The organism is Pseudonocardia kunmingensis (assembly GCF_006716445.1).
In the GTDB taxonomy this organism is placed as follows: Bacteria; Actinomycetota; Actinomycetes; order Mycobacteriales; family Pseudonocardiaceae; genus Pseudonocardia; species Pseudonocardia kunmingensis.
Window position 1 is genome coordinate 135886 of sequence record NZ_VFPA01000008.1, and the last position, 20003, is coordinate 155888.

At 72.6% G+C, this 20003-nt stretch carries 16 protein-coding genes; 12 read left to right on the top strand and 4 right to left on the bottom strand.

Annotated elements, in window-relative coordinates; all coding sequences use genetic code 11:
- Nucleotides 1-88: 88 nt before the first annotated feature.
- A complete protein-coding gene (locus FB558_RS41240) occupies nt 89-1657 on the bottom strand; it encodes an alanine/glycine:cation symporter family protein (protein WP_142064757.1) in 1569 nt (522 codons plus the stop codon).
- A 210-nt stretch (nt 1658-1867) separates the two neighbouring features.
- Between FB558_RS41240 and FB558_RS41245 the strand changes: the two genes are divergently transcribed.
- Nucleotides 1868-2671: an HARBI1 family protein gene (locus FB558_RS41245; RefSeq protein WP_170231439.1), complete on the top strand. Its 804-nt coding sequence runs from the start codon at nt 1868-1870 to the stop codon at nt 2669-2671.
- A gap of 186 nt (nt 2672-2857) precedes the next feature.
- Here FB558_RS41245 and FB558_RS41250 read toward each other — a convergent pair whose 3' ends face one another.
- The gene (locus FB558_RS41250) at nt 2858-4114 is read right to left on the bottom strand and encodes a cation:proton antiporter domain-containing protein (protein WP_142064760.1); all 1257 of its coding nucleotides are present in this window, start codon (nt 4112-4114) and stop codon (nt 2858-2860) included.
- Between the two features lie 145 nt (nt 4115-4259).
- Between FB558_RS41250 and FB558_RS41255 the strand changes: the two genes are divergently transcribed.
- Nucleotides 4260-5153 (top strand): potassium channel family protein, encoded by an 894-nt coding sequence (locus FB558_RS41255; protein ID WP_211367216.1) that lies wholly within the window; start codon nt 4260-4262, stop codon nt 5151-5153.
- A gap of 150 nt (nt 5154-5303) precedes the next feature.
- Entirely contained in the window at nt 5304-6509 is a 1206-nt protein-coding gene (locus FB558_RS41260) for a MarP family serine protease (RefSeq protein WP_142064763.1), read from the top strand.
- A 106-nt stretch (nt 6510-6615) separates the two neighbouring features.
- On the opposite strand, the gene FB558_RS41265 is transcribed toward FB558_RS41260, so the two are convergent.
- Nucleotides 6616-7263 carry a hypothetical protein gene (locus FB558_RS41265; RefSeq protein WP_142064766.1) on the bottom strand — a complete coding sequence of 216 codons (648 nt, stop codon included), beginning with the start codon at nt 7261-7263 and terminating at the stop codon, nt 6616-6618.
- A gap of 325 nt (nt 7264-7588) precedes the next feature.
- Between FB558_RS41265 and FB558_RS41270 the strand changes: the two genes are divergently transcribed.
- The 4 genes from FB558_RS41270 (at nt 7589) to FB558_RS41285 (ending at nt 14314) form a co-directional block, all read left to right on the top strand.
- Nucleotides 7589-8944, top strand: coding sequence for an Nramp family divalent metal transporter (locus FB558_RS41270; protein WP_246107140.1), 1356 nt, complete (start codon nt 7589-7591; stop codon nt 8942-8944).
- A 251-nt stretch (nt 8945-9195) separates the two neighbouring features.
- The gene (locus FB558_RS44195) at nt 9196-12321 is read left to right on the top strand and encodes an ATP-binding protein (RefSeq protein WP_211367217.1); all 3126 of its coding nucleotides are present in this window, start codon (nt 9196-9198) and stop codon (nt 12319-12321) included.
- 80 nt (nt 12322-12401) lie between these two features.
- Nucleotides 12402-13241 carry a class I SAM-dependent methyltransferase gene (locus tag FB558_RS41280; RefSeq protein ID WP_142064772.1) on the top strand — a complete coding sequence of 280 codons (840 nt, stop codon included), beginning with the start codon at nt 12402-12404 and terminating at the stop codon, nt 13239-13241.
- A gap of 74 nt (nt 13242-13315) precedes the next feature.
- On the top strand, nt 13316-14314 hold the full coding sequence (locus FB558_RS41285) for an iron-siderophore ABC transporter substrate-binding protein (protein ID WP_142064775.1): 999 nt from the start codon (nt 13316-13318) through the stop codon (nt 14312-14314).
- A 348-nt stretch (nt 14315-14662) separates the two neighbouring features.
- On the opposite strand, the gene FB558_RS41295 is transcribed toward FB558_RS41285, so the two are convergent.
- Complete coding sequence (locus tag FB558_RS41295) at nt 14663-15031, bottom strand: DUF4267 domain-containing protein (protein ID WP_142064778.1); 369 nt, start codon at nt 15029-15031, stop codon at nt 14663-14665.
- A 217-nt stretch (nt 15032-15248) separates the two neighbouring features.
- On the opposite strand from FB558_RS41295, the gene FB558_RS41300 reads away from it, so the two are divergent.
- From FB558_RS41300 to FB558_RS41320, 5 genes are all read left to right on the top strand, one after another.
- Nucleotides 15249-16079 (top strand): mycofactocin-coupled SDR family oxidoreductase, encoded by an 831-nt coding sequence (locus tag FB558_RS41300; RefSeq protein WP_142064781.1) that lies wholly within the window; start codon nt 15249-15251, stop codon nt 16077-16079.
- Nucleotides 16080-16143: 64 nt separating this feature from the next.
- Nucleotides 16144-17307 carry an acyl-CoA dehydrogenase family protein gene (locus tag FB558_RS41305; RefSeq protein ID WP_142064784.1) on the top strand — a complete coding sequence of 388 codons (1164 nt, stop codon included), beginning with the start codon at nt 16144-16146 and terminating at the stop codon, nt 17305-17307.
- Nucleotides 17307-17756: a hypothetical protein gene (locus FB558_RS41310; protein ID WP_142064787.1), complete on the top strand. Its 450-nt coding sequence runs from the start codon at nt 17307-17309 to the stop codon at nt 17754-17756. Before FB558_RS41305 ends, FB558_RS41310 begins: the two co-directional genes overlap by 1 nt.
- The gene (locus tag FB558_RS41315) at nt 17753-18166 is read left to right on the top strand and encodes a MaoC/PaaZ C-terminal domain-containing protein (protein WP_142064790.1); all 414 of its coding nucleotides are present in this window, start codon (nt 17753-17755) and stop codon (nt 18164-18166) included. Before FB558_RS41310 ends, FB558_RS41315 begins: the two co-directional genes overlap by 4 nt.
- A gap of 84 nt (nt 18167-18250) precedes the next feature.
- Nucleotides 18251-19909, top strand: a complete 1659-nt coding sequence (locus FB558_RS41320) for a class I adenylate-forming enzyme family protein (RefSeq protein ID WP_142064793.1) — start codon at nt 18251-18253, stop codon at nt 19907-19909.
- Nucleotides 19910-20003 lie beyond the last annotated feature (94 nt).

Here is a 20003-nt window from a genome sequence, read left to right on the forward strand (position 1 = left end):
CAGGGTGTCAGGTGTTCGTCAGGTGCCGGGGCCCGTGCCCGCGCCTGCTTGCTCCCGACCGACTGCCCTCGACGTGACCGACCCGTCCCTACCGCCGGGAGCTGTGCGGGATCCTGCTGACCTCGCCGCTGTCGAGCTTCTGCCGGTAGGCCGCGACCTCGCGCTTGACGACGGGCGCCAGCAGGTAGAGGCCGATGATGTTGAACAGGGCGAGCAGGAACAGCACCGCGTCGGCGAAGCTGAGCACCGCGTCGAGGGTGAGCACGGAGCCGACCACGACGAAGAAGCAGTACCCGAGCTGGTAGATGCGCTCCGTCGTGCGGCTCTTCCCCACCAGGTACGTCCAGGCCTTCTGCCCGTAGTACGCCCACGTGATCACCGTGGAGAGCGCGAACAGGGCGATCGCCACCGTGAGCACGTAGGGGAATCCGGGAAGGACGGTTCCGAAGGCGTCCGACGTCACCAGCACGCCGTCGGGGGTCTCGCCGCCCGCGAAAGCGCTCGCCTGCGCGTCGCGGTAGAAGGGCGTCCCGGCGATCACGATCGTGAGGGCCGTCATCGTGCAGATCACCACGGTGTCGATGAACGGCTCGAGCATCGCCACGTAGCCCTCGGTGACCGGGTGCTTCGTCTTCACCGCGGAATGCGCGATCGGCGCCGAACCCAGACCGGCCTCGTTCGAGAACGCCGCCCGCTGGAAACCGACGATCAGCGCGCCGATCGCGCCGCCCGCCACGCCTTCGGGGTTGAAGGCGCCGCCGATGATCGCGGCGAACGCCGCCGGCACCGACGTGATGTTGACGACGATCACCACGAGGCAGGCGGTGACGTAGAGGATCGCCATGGAGGGCACGAGCCGGCTCGTGACGCGCCCGATCGACGTGATGCCGCCGAAGATCACCGCCCCGACGACGATCGCCAGGAGGATCCCGAAGATCAAGGAGGCTCCGCCCCCGCCGAGCAGCCCGTCGCTGCCGCCGGTGACGTCCCGGAGCTGCGCGAACGTCTGGTTCGCCTGGAACATGTTGCCGCCGGCGATCCCGAAGAACAGGATGAAGACCGCGGCGCCGGCCGCCAGCACCCGGCCGATGACCTTGCCGGTGGCCCCGGGGATGCGTTCGGCGACCCCCTTGCGCAGGTAGTGCATCGGCCCGCCGGACACGGTGCCGTCGGCGTGGTACTCGCGGTACTTCACCCCGAGCGTGCACTCCACGAACTTCGTGCACATGCCCAGCAGTCCGGCGACGATCATCCAGAAGGTGGCCCCGGCCCCGCCGATCGTCACCGCGACGCCGACACCTGCGATGTTGCCGAGACCGACCGTGCCGGACACCGCGGAGCTCAGCGCCTGGAAGTGGTTGATCTCGCCGGGTTCGTCCTTGCGGGTGTACCTGCCGCGCACGATCTGGAGAGCCAGGCCGAACTTGCGGAACTGCACGGCGCCGAAGTAGACGGTGAACAGGGTGGCCGCGACGACCAGCCATCCGACGATCCACGGGAACGTGATCCCGAAAATCGTGATCTCGGCGAACACGAACGCCGAGAGCGCCGCCGAGATCGGATCGAAGACCGCGTTGATCGCGTCCTCGATGCCTGCGAGGGGGGCCGCAGCGAGTACCTGCTCGCTGCCGCTCGGTATCGCTGCTGCGAGATTCATGGACGTCAGCAGAGGCCGTGGTAACGCCTCCGGCAACCGGAGGCGGGATATTGAGCGTTTCCCAGTAGCGGGGCTGGGTGCGTGCGGCGACACGCCGACGACGCGGAGATGATCAAGAGGGGTGCGGGACCCCGGTAGAAGAGTCGGTCCGCCTAAAGATCGACTTGAACACCGAGGTCCCGCGTGCCCGATCCTGTCACCTACACCGCTGTGCTCCCGATCGGGGAGTCCACCGTCGCGTTCGTGTCCGGCCTGCTGTCCGGCGAGCGCACTCGCCGTGGCACCCGTCGGGGCCGGCGCGCGCTGGGCTGCTACCGGCAGGCGATCCTGGTGCTGCGCTGGTTCCTCGACGGCACCCGGGTCGCCCAGCTCGCCGCGGATAACCAGGTCAGCGGCTCGACCGCCTACCGCTACCTGCACGAAGCGATCGACGTGCTCGCCGCAGCAGCACCGAGCCTGCACGGTGCACTGCTGGCCGCGCACGCCGCCGGATACCACCATGTGCACCTGGACGGCACGCTGATCCGCACCGACCGGTCCAAGGCGCTCGGCCCGACCCCCGGGGTGGATCTGTGGTGGTCGGGCAAACACCAGCACCATGGCGGGAACGTGCAGGTGGTGACCGCGCCGGACGGGTGGCCGGTGTGGACCTCCCCGGTGCGCCCGGGTCGCGAACACGACACCACCTGCGCCCGCGCCCACCCCGACCTGCTGCCCACGCTCGATGCCTGGACCGACACCGGTCACGCTGCCCTGGCCGATCTGGGCTACGAAGGCGAGAACCAGCGGCTGACCTGTCCGTTCAAGGCGGTGCGCGGGCAGAAACTCTCGGTCGAGCAGCGGACTGTGAACACCTTGCATTCCGCGACCCGCGCCCTGGCCGAACGCGGAAACTCCCTGCTTAAGACAACGTTCAAGGCGCTGCGCCGGGTCAGCCTGTGCCCGTGGCGGATCGGGGCCATCACCGCCGCAGCGCTCGTGCTTCTCCACCACGAGCACGGCCGCACAACCTGATCAACCCGCGACGTTGATCACTACTGGGAAAGGTTCATTGTCAGGAGAACGTCATGAGCAGTGGCCCGCGGAAATCTCGATCTTTTGTGGAGGGTGGGTCGTATCGGTTCCCCGTTCCCCCACACGCGGTGGTACTGCCCGACCCTGCCGGTGACGCGGCCATGGCCTCCGCCGGCGGACGGACCCTCAGGGCAGCGGCCCCGGTACCTCGACGGTCTCCCCCTCGGGACGTTCGGTTCCGGAGCGGCGGGCGTAGAGCTCCACCGCAGGCGTGGAGGTGAGCGTGTGCACCAGTACGGACGCGCAGACCGCGAGGGTCCCGGCGGCGAACACCTGCTCGTACTCGGGGAGCCGGTAGCGCTCGGCGTAGGCGAGGTAGTAGATCCCGGCAACGCCGAGCGGACCGAACCAGGCCAGGAAGGTGCGCGAGCGTGCGCCGGTGTCGGTGACAGCCAGTGCGGCCCACGCGACGGGTGGCCTGCGCAGCAGCAGCACCCAGGCCGCGAACAGCACCCCGGGGACGCCGAGTGCGACCCACCCGGAGAACGGCAGCACGGTGCCGAACACCCCGAACACGGCGACCACCCCGACGCGGCTCGCCGCCGACAACGTCTCGCCGACCGGTGTGCGCAGGGTGTCGGGGAGGGCCAGCGAGACCGCCAGCGCGGCCAGGAACGCCCCGAGCACGCCGCTGCCGCCCAGCAGGTGCACCAGGGCGAGGGCGAGCAGCGCGGTGGCCACCCCCAACAGCGGGACGTAGCTGCCGGCGATCAACTCGTCCTCCTCTGCCAGCCGGGCCAGGCGGGCTGCGGCCCACCCGAGCAGCGGACCGATGGCGATCGCGATCCCCAGCTCCCGGCCGGCCTCGGCGAGCCAGTGCGTGAGGGCGGTTCCCGCCGGTTCGGTGGCCAGCAGCCCGGCGAGCAGCACGAACGGCAGCGCGAGCCCGTCGTTCGCCGCGGACTCGACCTGCAGGCTGCGGCGCAGGCGGCGCGGCAGCATCCGGCTCGGGAGGGCCCCGCTCGTCAGCGCCGACGCCACCACGGGATCGGTGGGCGTCAACGCAGCGCCGAGGAGCAGCGCGACGGCGAGCGGCAATCCCAGCAGCAGCCCGGCACCCGCAGCGGTGACGAGCCACATGCCGACCATCACGACGGTGAGCAGCAGGGCGATGCGGCGCCCGTTGCGCCGCAGGTCGTCGCGGGTGACCTGGAGCGCGATGTCGGCGACGCCGAGGGCCAGTGCCACGCGGGCGACCTCCTCGAGCAGCCGAGTTCGTCCGATCGTCGCTGCCGGGTCCAGCCAGCCGAGGACGTCCGGGCCGACGAGGACACCGACGGCGACGGCCAGCAGGACGGGGGAGAGCGCGTGGCGCTTCAGCAGCCGGGACGCCAGGCCGAGTACCAGCACGGTCGCTGCGAACAGCACGAGCACGGTGTCCATCGGCCGAGCACCTTCCGGACGGGATTGCGGTCGGCCCCGCCATTCCCGGTGGCGGCCACGATGAACCGGATCGGTGCCGGGATCCGCTGCGGTGGTGAGCCGCGGCGTCCGCACGGGTACGGAGGCGGAGGGCGGATCGGGCGAGGTGAGGAACACGACCGTGGACTGGGTGATCTCGCTGGTCGGGCTCGGGGTCGTCGTCGCCGCCGTGCGGGACGTGTTCCGCACCCTCTGGTTCCCGAGCGGCCGCGGGACCCTCAGCCGTGCGACCACGAGGCTCGTGTGGAACCTGTGCAACCGTCGTCGCCGACGAGCGCGCCCGCTCGCCGGGCCGCTGGCGATGGCGGCGGTGGTCGGGGCGTGGACCGCGCTCGTGGTGCTCGGATGGGCGCTGGTGTACGGGCCGCACCTCCCGGAGGGCTTCGCCTACTCGACGGGCCTCGAACCGGGCCGCAGGGGAGGGCCGCTGGATGCCGTGTACCTGTCCCTCGTCACCACCGCGACGCTCGGCTTCGGAGACATCGTGCCGCGCGCGGACTGGCTCCGCCTGGCCACGCCGTTGCAGGCCGTCGTCGGGTTCGGGCTGCTGACCGCGGCGGTCTCGTGGGTGCTGCAGATCTACCCCGCGCTCAACCGGCGACGGGCGTTCGCGCTGCGACTCGCGATGCTGGACCGGGCGGATGCCGCGCACTCGATCCCCCGTCTGGAAGCGGCCACCGCCGGCGCGCTGCTGGCGGACCTGGCATCCGAGATCACCCGCATCCGCGTCGACCTGACCGAGTACGCGATCACCTACTACTTCCCCGAGGTCGACCGGTCGTCCGCTCTCGCGGTCACGCTGGTGCACGCGCTGCGCCTCGCACGGGCGGGCGCGTCCTCCGATCGGGCGGACGTGCGGCTCGCCGCAACCGTCCTGACGTGCGCGCTCGACGACATCGCTCGTGTCCTCGACCGGGCGTTCCTCCACGTCGGCGGGACGGTCGACGACGTGCTCGCGGCATTCGCCGCGGACCACGGACACGCGAACGACGGCCGGTGAGGCGCCATGCAGCCCGACGACTGCAGACGGTCCCGGCCCGTCGCCCCGCCGGACGACCGCAGGCGATCGCGGTTTCCCTCGGCCTGCTCGGGGGCACCCGGGCCAGCGGCTGGGCAGCGGCGCGGATGAGGCGGACGGCGAGGTGACGGGATGGCGACGGAGGGTTTCGCGCCGAACGTCCTCGACGCGCTGCTCGTGCTGGTGCTCGGCTACGTGCTGCTCAAGGGGTGGCGGCACGGAGCGGTGTCCCAGGTCGCCGCGCTGGGCGGGTTCGCGCTCGGGCTCCTGTTGGGGGTCTGGCTGGCCCCGCAGGTCGCCTCGGCCGTCGTGTCCGGGGCGGGCCCGACCACGACGGCGGTGACGCTCGTCCTGCTCCTCGTCGCGGTGCTGGTGGGGCAGGGGATCGGCATCGCGGTCGGGCTGCGGCTGCGCCGGGCGGCCCAGCAGGTCGGGGCGGGGACCGCCGACCGCGTGGTCGGCGTCGGTGTCGGCGCGGCCTGGCTCGTCCTCGTCGTGTGGCTGCTCTCGGGCGTGCTCGCCCAGGGCCCGGTTCCCGCGGTGGCGCAGCAGGTCCGCGGCTCGGAAGTGGTGCAGGCCCTCGACCGGGTGCTGCCCCGCCACCCCGCGGTCGTCGGCCGCATCGCGGCGTTCCTCGACGAGCAGGGCTTCCCGCAGGTGTTCACCGGCCCCGGACGCGGCGCCATCGCCGCTCCGCCGGTGCCGGCGACCGCCGACGCGGCCGTGCGTGCCGCGGCGGCGGCGGGGCAGCCGAGCACCGTGCAGATCCGCACCTCCGGATGCGGGGGAGCGATCGGATCCGGGTCCGGCTTCGTCGTGGCGCCCGGGTTCGTCGTGACGAACGCGCACGTCGTCGCCGGGTTCGGGGAGATCAGCGTGCGGGATGCGGACGGAGCGCACGAGGCCGTCCCGATCCACGTCGACCCCGCACTCGACGTCGCCGTGCTCGCTGCTCCCGACGTCACCGCCGCCCCGATCCCGTGGGCGGAGGGGCCGGTCACCCGCGGGACCGAGGGCGCGAGCCTGGGTTTCCCGGGCGGGCAGCGGGACATGGTGGTCCGGCCGGCGACGGTGCGCGCGCGCATCGACGCCGTCGGTCGCGACATCTACGGGCAGGACACCGTGCGGCGGGACGTCCTGGTGCTCACGTCCGACGTCGAGCGCGGCGACTCCGGGGGGCCGTTCGTGACGGCGGGCGGCCGCGTCGGGGGAGTCGTGTTCGCCGGCGACCCCGAGGGCGGTTCCGCGTACGCGCTCACCGCGGCCGAGCTCCGCCCGATCGTGGAGGACGCGGTCGCGCGCAACCAGGAGGTCGCGGTCGGCGCCTGCCGCTTCTGACGACGCCGGTCTGCTCCTGGTGGCGATCCCGGGCACCGTCGGCATCCTGACGGCGGAACCGCGCCGGCTCCGGACGCGCGGTGCAGCGGCGGCCGCCGGGGAGACGTCAGTACGGTTCCCCGATCGCGGTCAGCTGCCGGCACTCCGGGGCCTGTTCGAAGGCGGCGTCCAGGCGCGGGTCCGTGCGGATCTCGCCGATGGCCTGGACGCTGTTGCCCAGCGAGCCCATCAGGTTGCCCACGGTCGCGACCGCGTGCCCGATCGCGCCGACGTCGTCCGGGTCGGCCCGCTCGAGCTGGACCCGGGCCTCGGTGAGGTCCTCGGTGAGGTCCTCGACCTGGGTGCGGACCTCCTGCGTGAGCTCGTCACCGCCCTCGACGGGGGGTGCTCCGGCGTCCCGGACCTGCCGCACGGCCTGCTCGGCGTCCTGCAGGGTGGCGTCGTTGTAGGCCAGGTAGGCCTCGCGGGTGGCCGCCGCGTTCGTGAAGTCGACCGGGGGTGGCGTCCGGAGCGTCTCGACGACCGGTGCGACCGCGCTGCACACGGTGCCGGTCCAGGCGATCGTCGCCTCGTCCGGCGGCGGATCGGCGGCATCCGGCTGCGGCGGCGCAGGGTCGGGTGCGGCCGGCGGTGCCGGCGCCGGTGCCGGGACCTCGTCGGCCGCGCAGCCTGCGAGCGCCAGGGCGGCGGTCGCGGCCAGAGCGGCGACGACGGCTCGTCGCCGGCCGGGACGAGCGGGCTGCGGTGCGGGCATGTCTACCTCCTCGAACGGTGTGTCGTGGGCGGTATCCGCGCCACTCCGCCCGGCTACCCGCTCACGGTCCGGTCGAGGACCGTGGACCTGACGATGTCCTGTCGTTCCTCCGCCGGGGATGCGGCCCACCCCCGGCCTGACGGCCGCCTGACGATCGCCGGGCGGCGGTTTCCGCGTGCGGTGGCCGGGGAACCGTCGTCTGCTTCCGCCGGTTCCCGGCGACGGCGTCTGCGAGGAGGCGAGCATGGCGGCAACGAGCGACGGCGGCCGAGCGGTCGTGAGCCGATTCCCCACCAGGCACCTGGCGCCGCCCGAGGTGCGGCCGATGCCCGAACCGCCACGCTCGACGTGGCGGATCATCGGCCCGGGGGTGATCGCTGCCGGGGTCGGCCTGGCGTCCGGCGAGTTCATCCTGTTCCCCTACATCGCGTCCCAGGTGGGGTTGGTCTTCGTCTGGGCGGCGCTCGTCGGGCTCGCCACGCAGTACTTCCTGAACATGGAGATCGAGCGCTACACCCTCGCCACCGGCGAGACCGCGCTGACCGGGTTCAGCCGGTTCTGGCGGCACTGGGGACTCGTGTTCGCGATCCTGACCTACTTCGCCAACCTCTGGCCGGGCTGGGCGACCAGCTCGGCGACACTGGTCACCTACCTGTGGGGCGGTGAGGTCCGGTGGATCGCGATCGGGATGCTGCTCGCGATCGCGCTGATCCTCACGCTGGCGCCGGTCGTGTACGTCGCACTGGAGCGCGCCCAGATGCTGAAGGTCGCGGCGGTGCTGGTGCTGCTGGTCGTCGGCGCGATCTTCGCGATCTCCGCGCAGGCGTGGGCCGACCTCCCGCAGGTCGTCACGAACGCGGGCGTTCCCGTGGGCCAGCTCGGGTTCGCGCTGCTGCTCGGGGCGCTCGCGTTCGCCGGCGCCGGTGGCGGGCAGAACCTCGTGCAGAGCAACTGGATCCGGGACAAGGGCTTCGGCATGGGCCACTACGTGCCGCGCATCGTGAGCCCGTTGACCGGCGAGCCCGAGGCGGCCCCGAGCACCGGGTTCGTCTTCGAGCCCACCGAGGAGAACATGGCCCGCTGGCGCTCGTGGTGGCGCTTCGCCAACAAGGAGCAGCTGTACACGTTCGTGGCCATCACGTTCGTCTCGATCCTGTTCACGTCGCTGCTGGCCTACTCCACCGTCTTCGGCCGGCCCGACCTGCCCGACGACATCGGCTTCCTGCGCGTGGAGGGGGAGGTGCTCAGCGCGACCGTCGGCGCGTGGTTCGGCGCGTTCTTCTGGTTCATCGGTGCCTTCGCCCTGTTCGCCGCGGCGCTGGGGATCGTCGACTACACCAGCCGGCTCGCCGCCGACGTCCTCAAGACCGCCTACCTGCCACGCGCCAGGGAGAGCGTGCTCTACTTCGCCCTGGTCTGGGGCCTGGTGCTGATCGGTTGTGCCGTGCTGCTGCTCGGGCTGTCGCAGCCGATCGTGCTGCTGGTGATCTCGGCCTGCGTGGGCGGCACGATGATGGCGATCTACGCGGCGCTGCTCATCGTGCTCAACCGGCGGGTGCTGCCGAAGGGCGTGGGGATCACGGCGGGGCGCGCCGTCGCGCTCGGGTGGGCGGTCCTGCTCTTCGGCGTCCTCGCGGGCCTCACGATCGTCACCCAGATCGGCGGGCTCCTGGGCGGGTGAGGGGACGGGTGGACCCACGCCCCCTGCTCGAGCCGGCGGACGCGGGGTGCCGGCCCGGATGCAGGACGGGGTCGTCGTCCTGAGCCGCCGGCCGGCCCGGGACCGCTGACGCACCCGCCGGCGCTCGCCGTCCCGGCACTCCGACCGCGCGTTTCGGTCGGTCGATGGTGCGCGGCCGGTGCATGCCCCAGACTGGGACGCCGCACCGCGCGCTCGGCGACCGGGGCCGCGCGGTCGGATCGGGAGCGACGATGGGGACCGAGTTCCGGCTGCTCGGCCAGGTGGAGGCGCTGGTCGATGGCCACCCTCTCGACATCGGCCATGCCCGGCAGCGCGCGGTCCTCGCGGTGTTGCTGGTCGAGGTGAACCGGCCGGTGCCGACCGGTGTGCTGATCGACCGGGTGTGGGCCGAGCAGCCGCCGCTGCGCGCCCGCAACGCGCTGTCGGCCTACCTGTCGCGGCTGCGTCACCTGCTCGCCGCGGCGGGCGACGTGCGCATCGCCCGCCGCCACGACGCCTACGAGCTGTCCGTCGACGCGCTGTCGGTCGACCTGCACCTGTTCCGCGGCCTGGCCGCCCGCGCGCGCACCGAGCGCCGCCCGGCCGAGGCCGTCGCGCTCTACGCCCGCGCGCTCGCCCTGTGGCGTGGCGAGCCGTTCGCCGGCGCCGACGCGCCGTGGTTCGCGGGCCTGCGCGTGGCCCTCGACGCCGAACGCCTCGCCGTCGAGCTGGATCGCAACGACGCCGCGCTGCGCGCCGGCCGGCACGGTGAGCTGCTCGCGGAGCTCGCGACCGCGGCCCGTGCCCATCCCCTCGACGAGCGGCTGGCCGGCCAGCTCATGCTCGCGCAGTTCCGCAGTGGCCGGCAGGCCGCCGCGCTCGAGACCTACCGGCAGGTGCGCGGCCGGCTGCGCGACGAGCTGGGTGCAGATCCCGGCGCCGCACTGCGCGCCGTCCACCGGCAGATCCTCACCGGCGACGCCGAGCGCCCACCCGAGCCCCCGCAGCGCGTCGCCGGGCCGCCACCCGAGCTGACGCCCGCCGCGCCGCTGGAGCGGGCCGAGCCCCTCCGGCGCCTCGACGGGCTGCTGGCGGCGGGCGCGGGACGGGTCGTTCTGGTCAGCGGCGAGGCGGGCGTCGGCAAGACGACCCTGGTCACCGCGTTCGCAGCGCGGGCGGCGGGCGACGTGCTGCTGCTGTGGGGGTCCTGCGACCCGCTGCTGACGCCGCGCGAGCTGGGGCCGCTGCACGACGTCGGCCGGCAGACCGGCGGAGCGCTGGCCGCGGCGCTGGCCGGCGACGCCCGCCGCGAGACGGTGTTCGCCGCCGTGCTCGACGAGCTGGACGCCGCCTCGGACCGGCCCCGGCCGGTGCTGGTGATCGAGGACGTGCACTGGGCCGACGGGGCGACGCTCGACCTGCTGACGTTCCTGGGCAGGCGGATCGCCCGGACGCGGTCGCTGCTGGTGGTGACCTTCCGCGACGACGAGATCGGCGCCGAGCACCCCCTGCACGCGGCGCTCGCGACGCTCCCGCGCGAAGTCGTGGTGCGGCTGCCGCTCGCGCCGCTGTCCCCGGACGGCGTCGCCGAGCTGGCCCGCCGCGCCGGGCGGCCCGCCACCGACGTCCACGCGGTGACCGGCGGCAACCCGCTGCTGGTCAGCGAGCTGCTCGCGGCGGGCCCGTCCGACGTGCCGCCGACCGTCCGCGACCTGATGCTGGCCCGGCTGGGCCCGCTGCCCGAGCCGGCTCGTGCCGTCGCCCGGCTCGTGTCGGTGCTGCCCGGGTACGCCGACCCCGCCGTCCTCGCCGGCGCGGCCGCCGCGGTCGAGACGTGCCTGGCCCGCGGGGTGCTCGTGGCCCGGGAGGACCGCGTCGCCTACCGGCACGAGCTGCTGCGCCGCGCGGTCGAGGAGTCGCTGTCCCCGGTGCGGCGGGCCGAGCTGCACGCCACGGCGCTGGCCGCGCTGGAGCGGGCCGAGGAGTCGGCCGACCCGGCCCGGCTCGCCCACCACGCCCGGCTCGCCGGCGACGTCGGCGCGTTGCTGAGGCACGCGCCGGCCGCGGCTCGACGGGCGGCGGCCGTCGACGCCCGGCGCGAGGCGGTCGGCCACCTGCGAGCCGTGCTGCCGCACGTCGACCGGCTCGCCGGGACGGAGCGGGCCGAGCTGCGGCAGGAGTTCGCCGCCCAGGCGTTCGCGGCCGGGTTCGCCGAGGAGGGGCTTGCGGAGCTGCGCCGCGCGCTCGCGCACTGGGAGGCGGTGGGCGACGCGGAGCGGACCGGCGAGGCGCTGCTGCTGCTCAACCGGATCCACTGGTGGAGCGGGCGGGTCGACGAGGCGTGGGCGGCGTGCCACCGGGCGGTGGAGGTGCTGGAGACCGTCCCACCGGGCCGGCCCCTCGCGCGGGCCTACGGGCAGCTCTCCACCCGGTACATGCTCACCAACCGGCCGTCGGAGGCGCTGGACTGGGGCCGGCGGGCGAGCGCGCTGGCGACGCGGCTGGGGGACGTCGCGACCACCGTCGACGGCCTCATCACCGTCGGCGGCGCGCGGTTCGACCTGGAACCCGAGTGGGACGGCAGCGAGCTGGAGCAGGCGCACGCCGCGGCCGCCGCTGCGGGCCTGCCCGACCAGGCCACCCGGGCCCTGGTCAACCTGGCCTCCACGACGCTGCAGCGCGGCCGGCACGGCCGGGCCGAACCGCTGCTCGACAGGGCGCTGCGGGTGGCGGTGGACCGCGATCTGCACGGGTATGCGCGGTTCACGACGGGCCTGCGGGCCCGGCTGCGGGTGGAGCGCGGCGACTGGGACGGCGCGCGCAGCGATGCCGCCACCGTGCTGGACGGGGTGGGCATCGCGGGCAACGCGCGGCTCCCGGGGCTGGTGGCGCTGGCGTTGCTGCGCCTGCGCCGCGGCGAGGACGGCGCGCTCGCACTGCTGGACGAGGCCGCCGACTACGCGTACCCGATGCGGGAGATGCAGTGGGTCGGGCCGGTCGCGGCGGCCCGCTCGGAGCTGTTCTGGTTGAACGGCGACACCGCGCGGGCCGCCGCCGAGGCCCGGCGGTGGCTGCCGCTGGCGGTGCGACGCCACCGGTGGCTCGCAGGCGAGCTGGCGCTGCGGCTGTGGCGGGCCGAGCCCGGCGTGGCCGCCCCGGCCGGGATCGACCGGCCCTACGCGCTGCTGGTCGACGGGGACTGGGCGGGCGCCGCGGCGATCTGGGCGGACCGCGGGTGCGTGTGGACGCGGGCCGAGGCCCTCGCCTGCGGTGATGCGGAGGCGGTTGCCGAAGCGGTGGCGCTCGCCGAGTCCCTCGGGGCGGCGCCGGTGGCGCGCCGTTGGCGCCTCGGCGGCATCGTCGAGCACCGCTCCTGACCAGCGCATTTCACGATCGCCGAACCCGCGCGGAACCCGCGGGCGCCACGCTCGTGCAACCCGAGAGAGAGGGAAGGGACATGACCAGCACCGTGGAACCCACCGCCGACCGCGCGCTGAAGGCCAAGCACCGGGCGATGTGGGCCTCCGGCGACTACCCGGCCGTGGCGGCCGAGCTGATCCCGGCACTCGGACCGGAGCTCGTGCGCGCCAGCGGGATCCGGGCCGGCCAGCGCGTCCTCGACGTCGCCGCCGGCTCCGGCAATGCCGCCATCCCGGCGGCCGTGCTCGGCGCGCACGTCACCGCATCCGACCTGACCCCGGAGCTGTTCGAGGCGGGGCGCCGGATCGCCGCCGAGCGGGGCGTCGAGGTGGAGTGGGTGGAGGCCGACGCCGAGGCGCTCCCCTTCCCGGACGGGAGCTTCGACGTCGTGACGTCGTGCGTGGGGGCGATGTTCGCGCCCCGGCACCAGACCGTGGCCGACGAGCTGATCCGGGTCACGAAGCGCGGCGGCACCATCGGGCTGATCAACTGGACGCCGGGGGGATTCATCGGCACGTTGTTCGCGACGATGAAGCCGTACGCGCCGCCGCCCCCGCCCGGCGCGAGCCCGCCGCCGCTGTGGGGCGACGAGCAGCACGTCCGCGAGCTGTTCGGCGACCGCGTCACCGCGCTGGAGATGCGGCGCCGGACGGTCGTCATGGACCGCTGCGCCGACCCGACCGAGTTCCGGGAGTACTGGAAGCGGACCTACGGGCCGACCATCGCCACCTACCGGTTCGCCTCGAGCCGGCCCGAGCGGGTCGACGAGCTGGACCGCGACTTCCTGCGGTTCCTCACCGAGTGGCAGCAGGTCGACGCCGCGGGTCGGGCGGCGTACGAGGCCGAGTACCTGCTGGTCACCGCCCGCAAGCGGTGAGCAGGGGTTCCTGACGCAGAGATACCCGGAGCGCGGTGGCCATCCTCGCTCGACGGTATGGTTAGCCTCGCCTCATGACATCGAGAGGGCTCCGTCTCGTCGCATCCCTGGGTGCGCTCCTCCTGCTCGCCGCCTGCGGTGGCGGGAGTGCGACTGCGCCGGACGAGCCGAGGGCGCAGCACACGGACCCGGATGCCGCCTTCCCGGTCTCCGTCGTCACGAAGTTCGGCGAGGTCACCGTCGACGCGCCGCCGACGCGGGTCGTCGCGATGGGGTGGGGCGACGCCGAGACCGCTCTCGCGCTGGGCGTGCAGCCCGTCGGTGCGGCCGACTGGCTCGACTTCGGCGGCGAGGGCGTCGGTCCGTGGGCAGCCGGGCGCTACTCGGCACCGCCGGAGATCATCGGCACCCTCGAACCGTCGTACGAGCAGGTGGCCGCCTTGCGCCCGGATCTCATCCTGGACACGAAGAGCTCCGGTGACCAGCAGCGGTACGACTTGCTGTCCCGGATCGCCCCGACGATCGCGCTTCCGCCGGGCGCCGAGAACTACAAGACCACCCTCACCGACCAGGTCACGATGGTCGCCGCCGCGCTCGGTGTCCCGGAGCGGGGGAGGGAGCTGATCGCCGATGTCGAAGGGCGGTTCGCGGCGGCCGCCGCGGCGCATCCGGAGTTCGCCGGCAGGACGGTCACCGTCGCGGCGCGGTCCGGAACCGGGTGGGGCGCGTACGCGTCCAGTACCGAGCGGGTGGAGTTCATGACGCGGCTCGGCTTCGTCCCGAACCCGCGGATCGAGTCATTGCCGGAAGTGCGGTTCTCGCACCCGGTGTCCGAGGAGCAGCTCTCCGTGCTCGACGCCGACCTGGTGGTCGTCTTCCCGATCCAGCGGACGGCGGCCGAGGTCGAGGCCACGCCGCTGTTCGCCGAGATCCCGGCCGTCCAGGCCGGTCGGGCGATCGTGTTCGAGGACCCGGCCGTGCAGAAGGCCTATTCCACGAACTCGGTGCTGTCGATCCGGTTCGCGCTCGACGCCGTCGTGCCACTGGTCGCCGAGCGCCTGTCGGGCGAGTAGCCGGCGGACCGTCTCCCCCCTGGAAGGGGGTGGAGTTCGTCCGACCGGTCGAGGACGCGGGATGAGGGCTGGTGACGGCGATGCGTGTGCCTGGTGGAGGTGTGCTCGGGATCTGCGAACCCAGGCATCCCTCGCCTGATCACACGGGAGCGTGACGCGGCGCTTGCCGGCCGGTCGATGAGCCGGAGCTGACCCACGGCCACGGGGAGGCGAGCTGCTGTCGGCCGGTAGCCGCATGGTGGTCGGGGCTCGGCCCACCACCTCGGCCTCGGCCTGGGGGGCGATCACGGACTCGCCGGGGACAGGCACGGGCAGCGACATCGCGGCCTCCTTCGGCTGCAGGATCGATCAGATCGTGAAGAGCAGAGCGGCGTCCACGAGCACCACCACGGCGGTGGCGAAGTGGATGCCGAACGCGGTGGCCTTCGTGCCTCCGTGGCGCAGCACGATGAGCGTGTCGCCGAGCGGGCACAGCGCGACGACCAGCATGAACCAGGCGGCGGCCTGGGTGCCGACGAAGGCGAGCAGCGCCAGGCCGAGCAGGCCGAAGGTGAGGTCGCGCAGCCCCTTGATGCTCAGGTAGGCGTCGGCGCCCGCACCGGCCGGGACGCCGTACCCGACGGCGGCGGCCTGCGGCGCCAGGAGGAACCGGGCACCGATGACGACCACGAAGAGGGCGAGGACGACGGTCAGGCCGTAGACGAAGGGCGTGAGCACGGGATCTCCAGGGTTAGCAGCGCTAGGAACGCGAGCGACACTATCAGTGCGACGACAGAACTGCTAGCGCTGCTAGGCCAATGTCGGGGAGTCGACACGCGGCCCGCCCCGCGCCGGCCCTGGACTCGAGCCGGCAAGAAGCCCTGGCGCGCCTACCGGTCGTCTGGTTGATTGGAGCGAGGGTCAGACGACAGCAGTGCCGATCGGAGGTAGGGCGATGGGGCGAGTTGACGGGAAGGTCGCTTTGATCACGGGAGCGGCGCGGAGCCAGGGCCGCTCACACGCGGTGCGGCTCGCGGCGGAGGGAGCCGACATCATCGCGATCGACGCCTGTGCGCCGATCGCCGCGGCACCGATCCCGATGGCCACGACCGACGACCTTGCCGAGACCGCGCGCCTGGTCGAGGACCTGGACCGGCGCGTGGTCACCTGGCAGGCCGACGTCCGGGACACCGCGGGCATGCAGGCCGCGGTCGAGGCCGGGCTCGCCGAGCTCGGCCACATCGACATCGTCTGCGCGAACGCGGGGATCTTCCCGACCGCATCCCTCATGGACACCACGGACGAGGTCTGGTCGGAGGTCATCGACGTCAACCTCACCGGGGTCTTCAAGACGATCCGGGCGGTGGCGCCATCGATGATCGAGCGAGGGGAGGGAGGGTCGATCATCATCACCAGCTCGTCGGCCGGGATCAAGGGCGTGCCGAACACCGCGCCCTACACCTCCTCCAAGCACGGGGTGGTCGGGCTGATGCGCACTCTGGCCAACGAGTTGGCTCCGCACCGGATCCGAGTGAACACCGTGCACCCCACCGGGGTCGACACGATCATGATCCAGAACGAGCCGACCTACCGCCTGCTGCTGCCCGACGCCGACACTCCTACGCAGGAGCAGGCCATTCCGATCTTCCAGGCGATGAACGCGCTGCCGGTGCCGTGGGTGGAGGTGAGCGACGTCAGCAACGCGATCCTGTTCCTCGCCTCCGACGAGTCCCGCTACGTCACCGGCTCGATGTTGCCGGTCGACGCGGGGATGACGCAGAAGTGAGTGCAGCGACGGGTCCCGGCGACTAGCCCTACCAAACGGTTGTCTGGGCGGCTAAGCTCAGGACATGGACTTCGAGCTCACCGAGCAGCAGGAGCTGTTCCGTACGACGGTCCGCGACTGGGTGGACCGCGAGGCGCCCAAGGAGTGGGCCAGAGAGCTGGAGAAGGACGAGCACGCCTTCCCGCACGCGTTGTGGGACAAGTTCACCGCGGCCGGCTTCCACGGCATCGGGCTGCCCGAGGAGTACGGCGGGCAGGGCGGGGACATCCTGACCCAGATGATCCTGGCCCGCGGGCTCGCGCGGTCGCTGGCCGGCTTGACCTGGGTCTGGGGTATCACGTCCTTCGCCGGCGGGAAGTCGGTCGGCCTCTACGGCTCGGACGGCCAGAAGCGCAAGCACCTCACCGCCATCGCCGAGGGCCGCGAGAAGTGGGCGATCGGCTTCACCGAGCCCGGCGGCGGCACCGACCTGCTCGGCGGCATGCGCACCAAGGCCGCCAAGGTCGAGGGTGGCTGGGTCGTCAACGGGCAGAAGACGTGGAGCTCGATGTCCCACGTGGCCGACTACATCCTGCTGCTCGCCCGCACCAGCGAGTACACCGAGAAGCGTCACCAAGGGGTGTCGCTGTTCATCCTGCCCACCACCAGCGAGGGGGTGACGATCCGCGACATCCCCAAGGTCGGGATGCGCTCGCTGGGATCCTGTGACGTCTACCTCGATAACGTGTTCATCCCGGAGGAGAACCTCCTCGGGGAGGAGAACAGGGCCTGGTACATGCTGCTGCCGACGCTGAACAACGAGCGGATCATGCTCTCCTCGTTCTGCGTCGGGATCATGGACGGCATCCTCGAGGATGCGCTGCGCTACGTCGGGGAACGCGAGGCCTTCGGGGGTCCGATCGGCCGGTTCCAGGCGCTGCAGCACCACATCGCCAACATCGCGATGTGGCGGGACCAGGCCGAGTTGATGGTCAACCGTGCCGCGTGGCTGCAGTCGGCCGGCCGGCCGTGTGGGCAGGAGGCGAACATGGCCAAGGTGGTCGCCTCCGAGCTCGGCGGCCAGGCGGCGGACCTGGGCATGCAGATCCTCGGCGGAATGGGTTACTCGGCCGAGACCGACATGCAGCGGTACTGGCGCGATGTGCGGCTGTTCCGGATCGGGCCGGTGACCAACGAGATGGCTCGAAACGTCATCGCGGAGGGCCTCGGCCTGCCGCGCTCCTTCTGATGACGGGGACGGTCGGCCACGCGCCGGCCGGTCTGGTCGGGCAGCCGGTGCCCGGCGGCCGGTACTCCCTCGCCGGCTACGAGAGCTGGCTCGGTCACGACGCGCTGTACTCCGAACCGGAGGAGCGCCCGCACCCGGTGATGGCGTTCGTCGCCGCGCAGCGAGGCCTCGGGGTCACCGTCGCCGAGCTCTTTCGCATGTGGGGCACCGAGATGTCGGACGGGCCGATGCTCACGGAGTCCACGCTGGAGTTCCCCGGGGAGTTCCGCGTCGATACCGAGTACGACGTGCGGGGAACGGTCGCCTCCGTGGTGCGCAAGTCCGGCCGCACGCTGGGCGTCTTCGACCTCGTCACCGCCCGGTTCGAGATCGTCGAGCCGGGAGGGGATGCGCCCGTCGCCGTCGTGACCAACACCTATGCCCTGCCCAGGCGGGAGGCGACGGAATGAGCGGAGACGAGGTCCTCCCGGAGTGGGCTCTCGCCGAGGTCGACCCGGAGAAGATGAAGGTGCTGGCGCTGCTGCTCGCCGACCCCAACCCACTTCATTTCGACCCGGCTGTCGCCCCGCGTCTCGGGGTTGCCGAGCGCCCGGTGAACCAGGGGCCGTCCAACATGGCGATGCTGGTGAACCTGCTGCGTGCCGCCTACCCCAGGGGCCGGCTCCGGCGGCTGACGGTTCAGCTGCGGGGCAGCGTGGTCGCCGGGCAGAGCGTGCGGGCCAGCGGCCGCGTGACCGGCCGGGAGCGGCAGGGCGCCACGGAGACGGTGCGCTGCGAGGTCGCCCTCGGCGTGGACGGAGGGCGGGTGGTCCTGTCGGGCGAGGCAGAGGTCGAGATCCCGGTCGTGGCTTCCGCCTGATGACGCCGGGCCAGAGGGCCTGCTCGTTGCCGGTTGTGGAGCCCTACCAAACGATCGTATGGTCAGTTGTCCAGGAGGTGTGTCATGGGTGATGACACCGTTCTTACGGTTCCTGCGCTCATCGAGCGGGCCGCCCGGCTGCATCCCGACAACGACGCTCTCGTGTTCCCCGAGGTGCGGCAGACCTACCGTGAGCTAGAGGCCTCCGCGCTGGCAGTGGCCCGCTCGCTGACCGCATCGGGGGTCGGCCGGGGCGATGTGGTCGGGACCCTGATGCCCAACTGCCTGCAGTTCGTCCACGCCATGGTCGGAGCAGCGATGGTCGGAGCGACGTTCGTTCCGATCAACGCACGGCTGGCCCCTCGTGAGGTCGCCTACGTCGTCCGCGACTCGGGCATGCGGTCGCTCTTCACTACGGACGTGGTCGACGAGTACGTCGACTACGTCGGTCGGCTGCACGAAACCTTTCCCGAGCTGGCTGCTGCCGCGCCCGCCGCGACCCCCGCGGTGGTCGATGCCCCGCGGCTCGAGCACGCCGTCCTGCTCGGCTCGCGATCGGCGCCCGGTTTCTGGGCGGAGGCCGATTTCCTCGCGCTGGGCCGGGCTGTGGACGAGGACACCGTCCGGGCTGCAGCGATCGACGTCGCCCCCGACGCGCCATACATCATGATGTACACCTCCGGGACGACGGCGGAGCCGAAGGGCTGCCCGCTGACGCACGAGTCGGTGGTGCGGCTGGGCGCCGCGGTCGGCGAGGAGGCCCTCCGCATCCAGGCGTCCGACCGGATGTGGAACCCGCTGCCGATGTTCCACGTCAGCGCCCAGGCGCCGATGATCGGTGTCCTGAACGCGGGTGCGTGCTACGTCTCGATGACGCACTTCGAGGCGGGCGCGGCCCTCTCGCTCATCGAGCGGGAGCGGGCCACGCTGATGTGGCCGGCCTACCCGACGCTCACCGGCCCGCTGCTCGCCCACCCCGACTATGGTCCGGATCGCTTCCGGCGCGTCCGTGGCCTGTTGACGGTCGGCCCGCCGGACCTGCTGCGAGGCTTTCAGCAGCAGCTGCCGCACACCAGGCACGTGAGCTGTTACGGCTCGACCGAGTTGGGCGGCGTCGCCGTGATGGGGCGGCTCGACGACCCGCTCGAGGAGCGTCTGACCTGCGGCAGGCCCTTCACCGGGGTGGAGGTGGTGGTACGTGACCCCACGACGGACGAGCCCGCGGCGGTGGGGGAGACCGGCGTGCTGTACGTGCGCGGGTTCAATCTCTTCCTCGGCTACCACGACGACGCGGCGAAGACCGCGGCCGCCATCGACGCCGACGGTTGGTTCTTCACCGGCGACCTCGCCTCGATCGACGGGAACGGCAACCTGACCTTCCGCGGGCGGACCAAGGACATGCTCAAGGTCGGCGGTGAGAACGTGGGATGCCTCGAGGTGGAGTCCTACCTCGTGCAGCATCCCGACATCCAGCTCGCCGCGGTCGTCGGGGTGCCGGACCCGGTGTACGACGAGGTGCCGGCGGCCTTCGTCGAGCTGCGGGAGGACGCGTCCCTCACCGAGGGCGAGGTGATCGAGTACTGCCGCCGGGGGCTCGCGAAGTACAAGGTGCCGCGCCACGTCCGCTTCACCACCGAGTGGCCGATGTCGGCCACCAAGGTCCAGAAGTTCCGGCTGCGGGACCGGCTGGTCGCCGAGTTGGAGTCGGGGGGTGCGCAGCCGTCCGCGCCGGCGACGGCCTGACCGGTGCCTGCCCGACGACGACGCCCGAGATCGGCACCTCCTACTCCTTGACAGTGCTGGTCGTGGGCATCAGGCTCTGCCCAAACTACCGTAT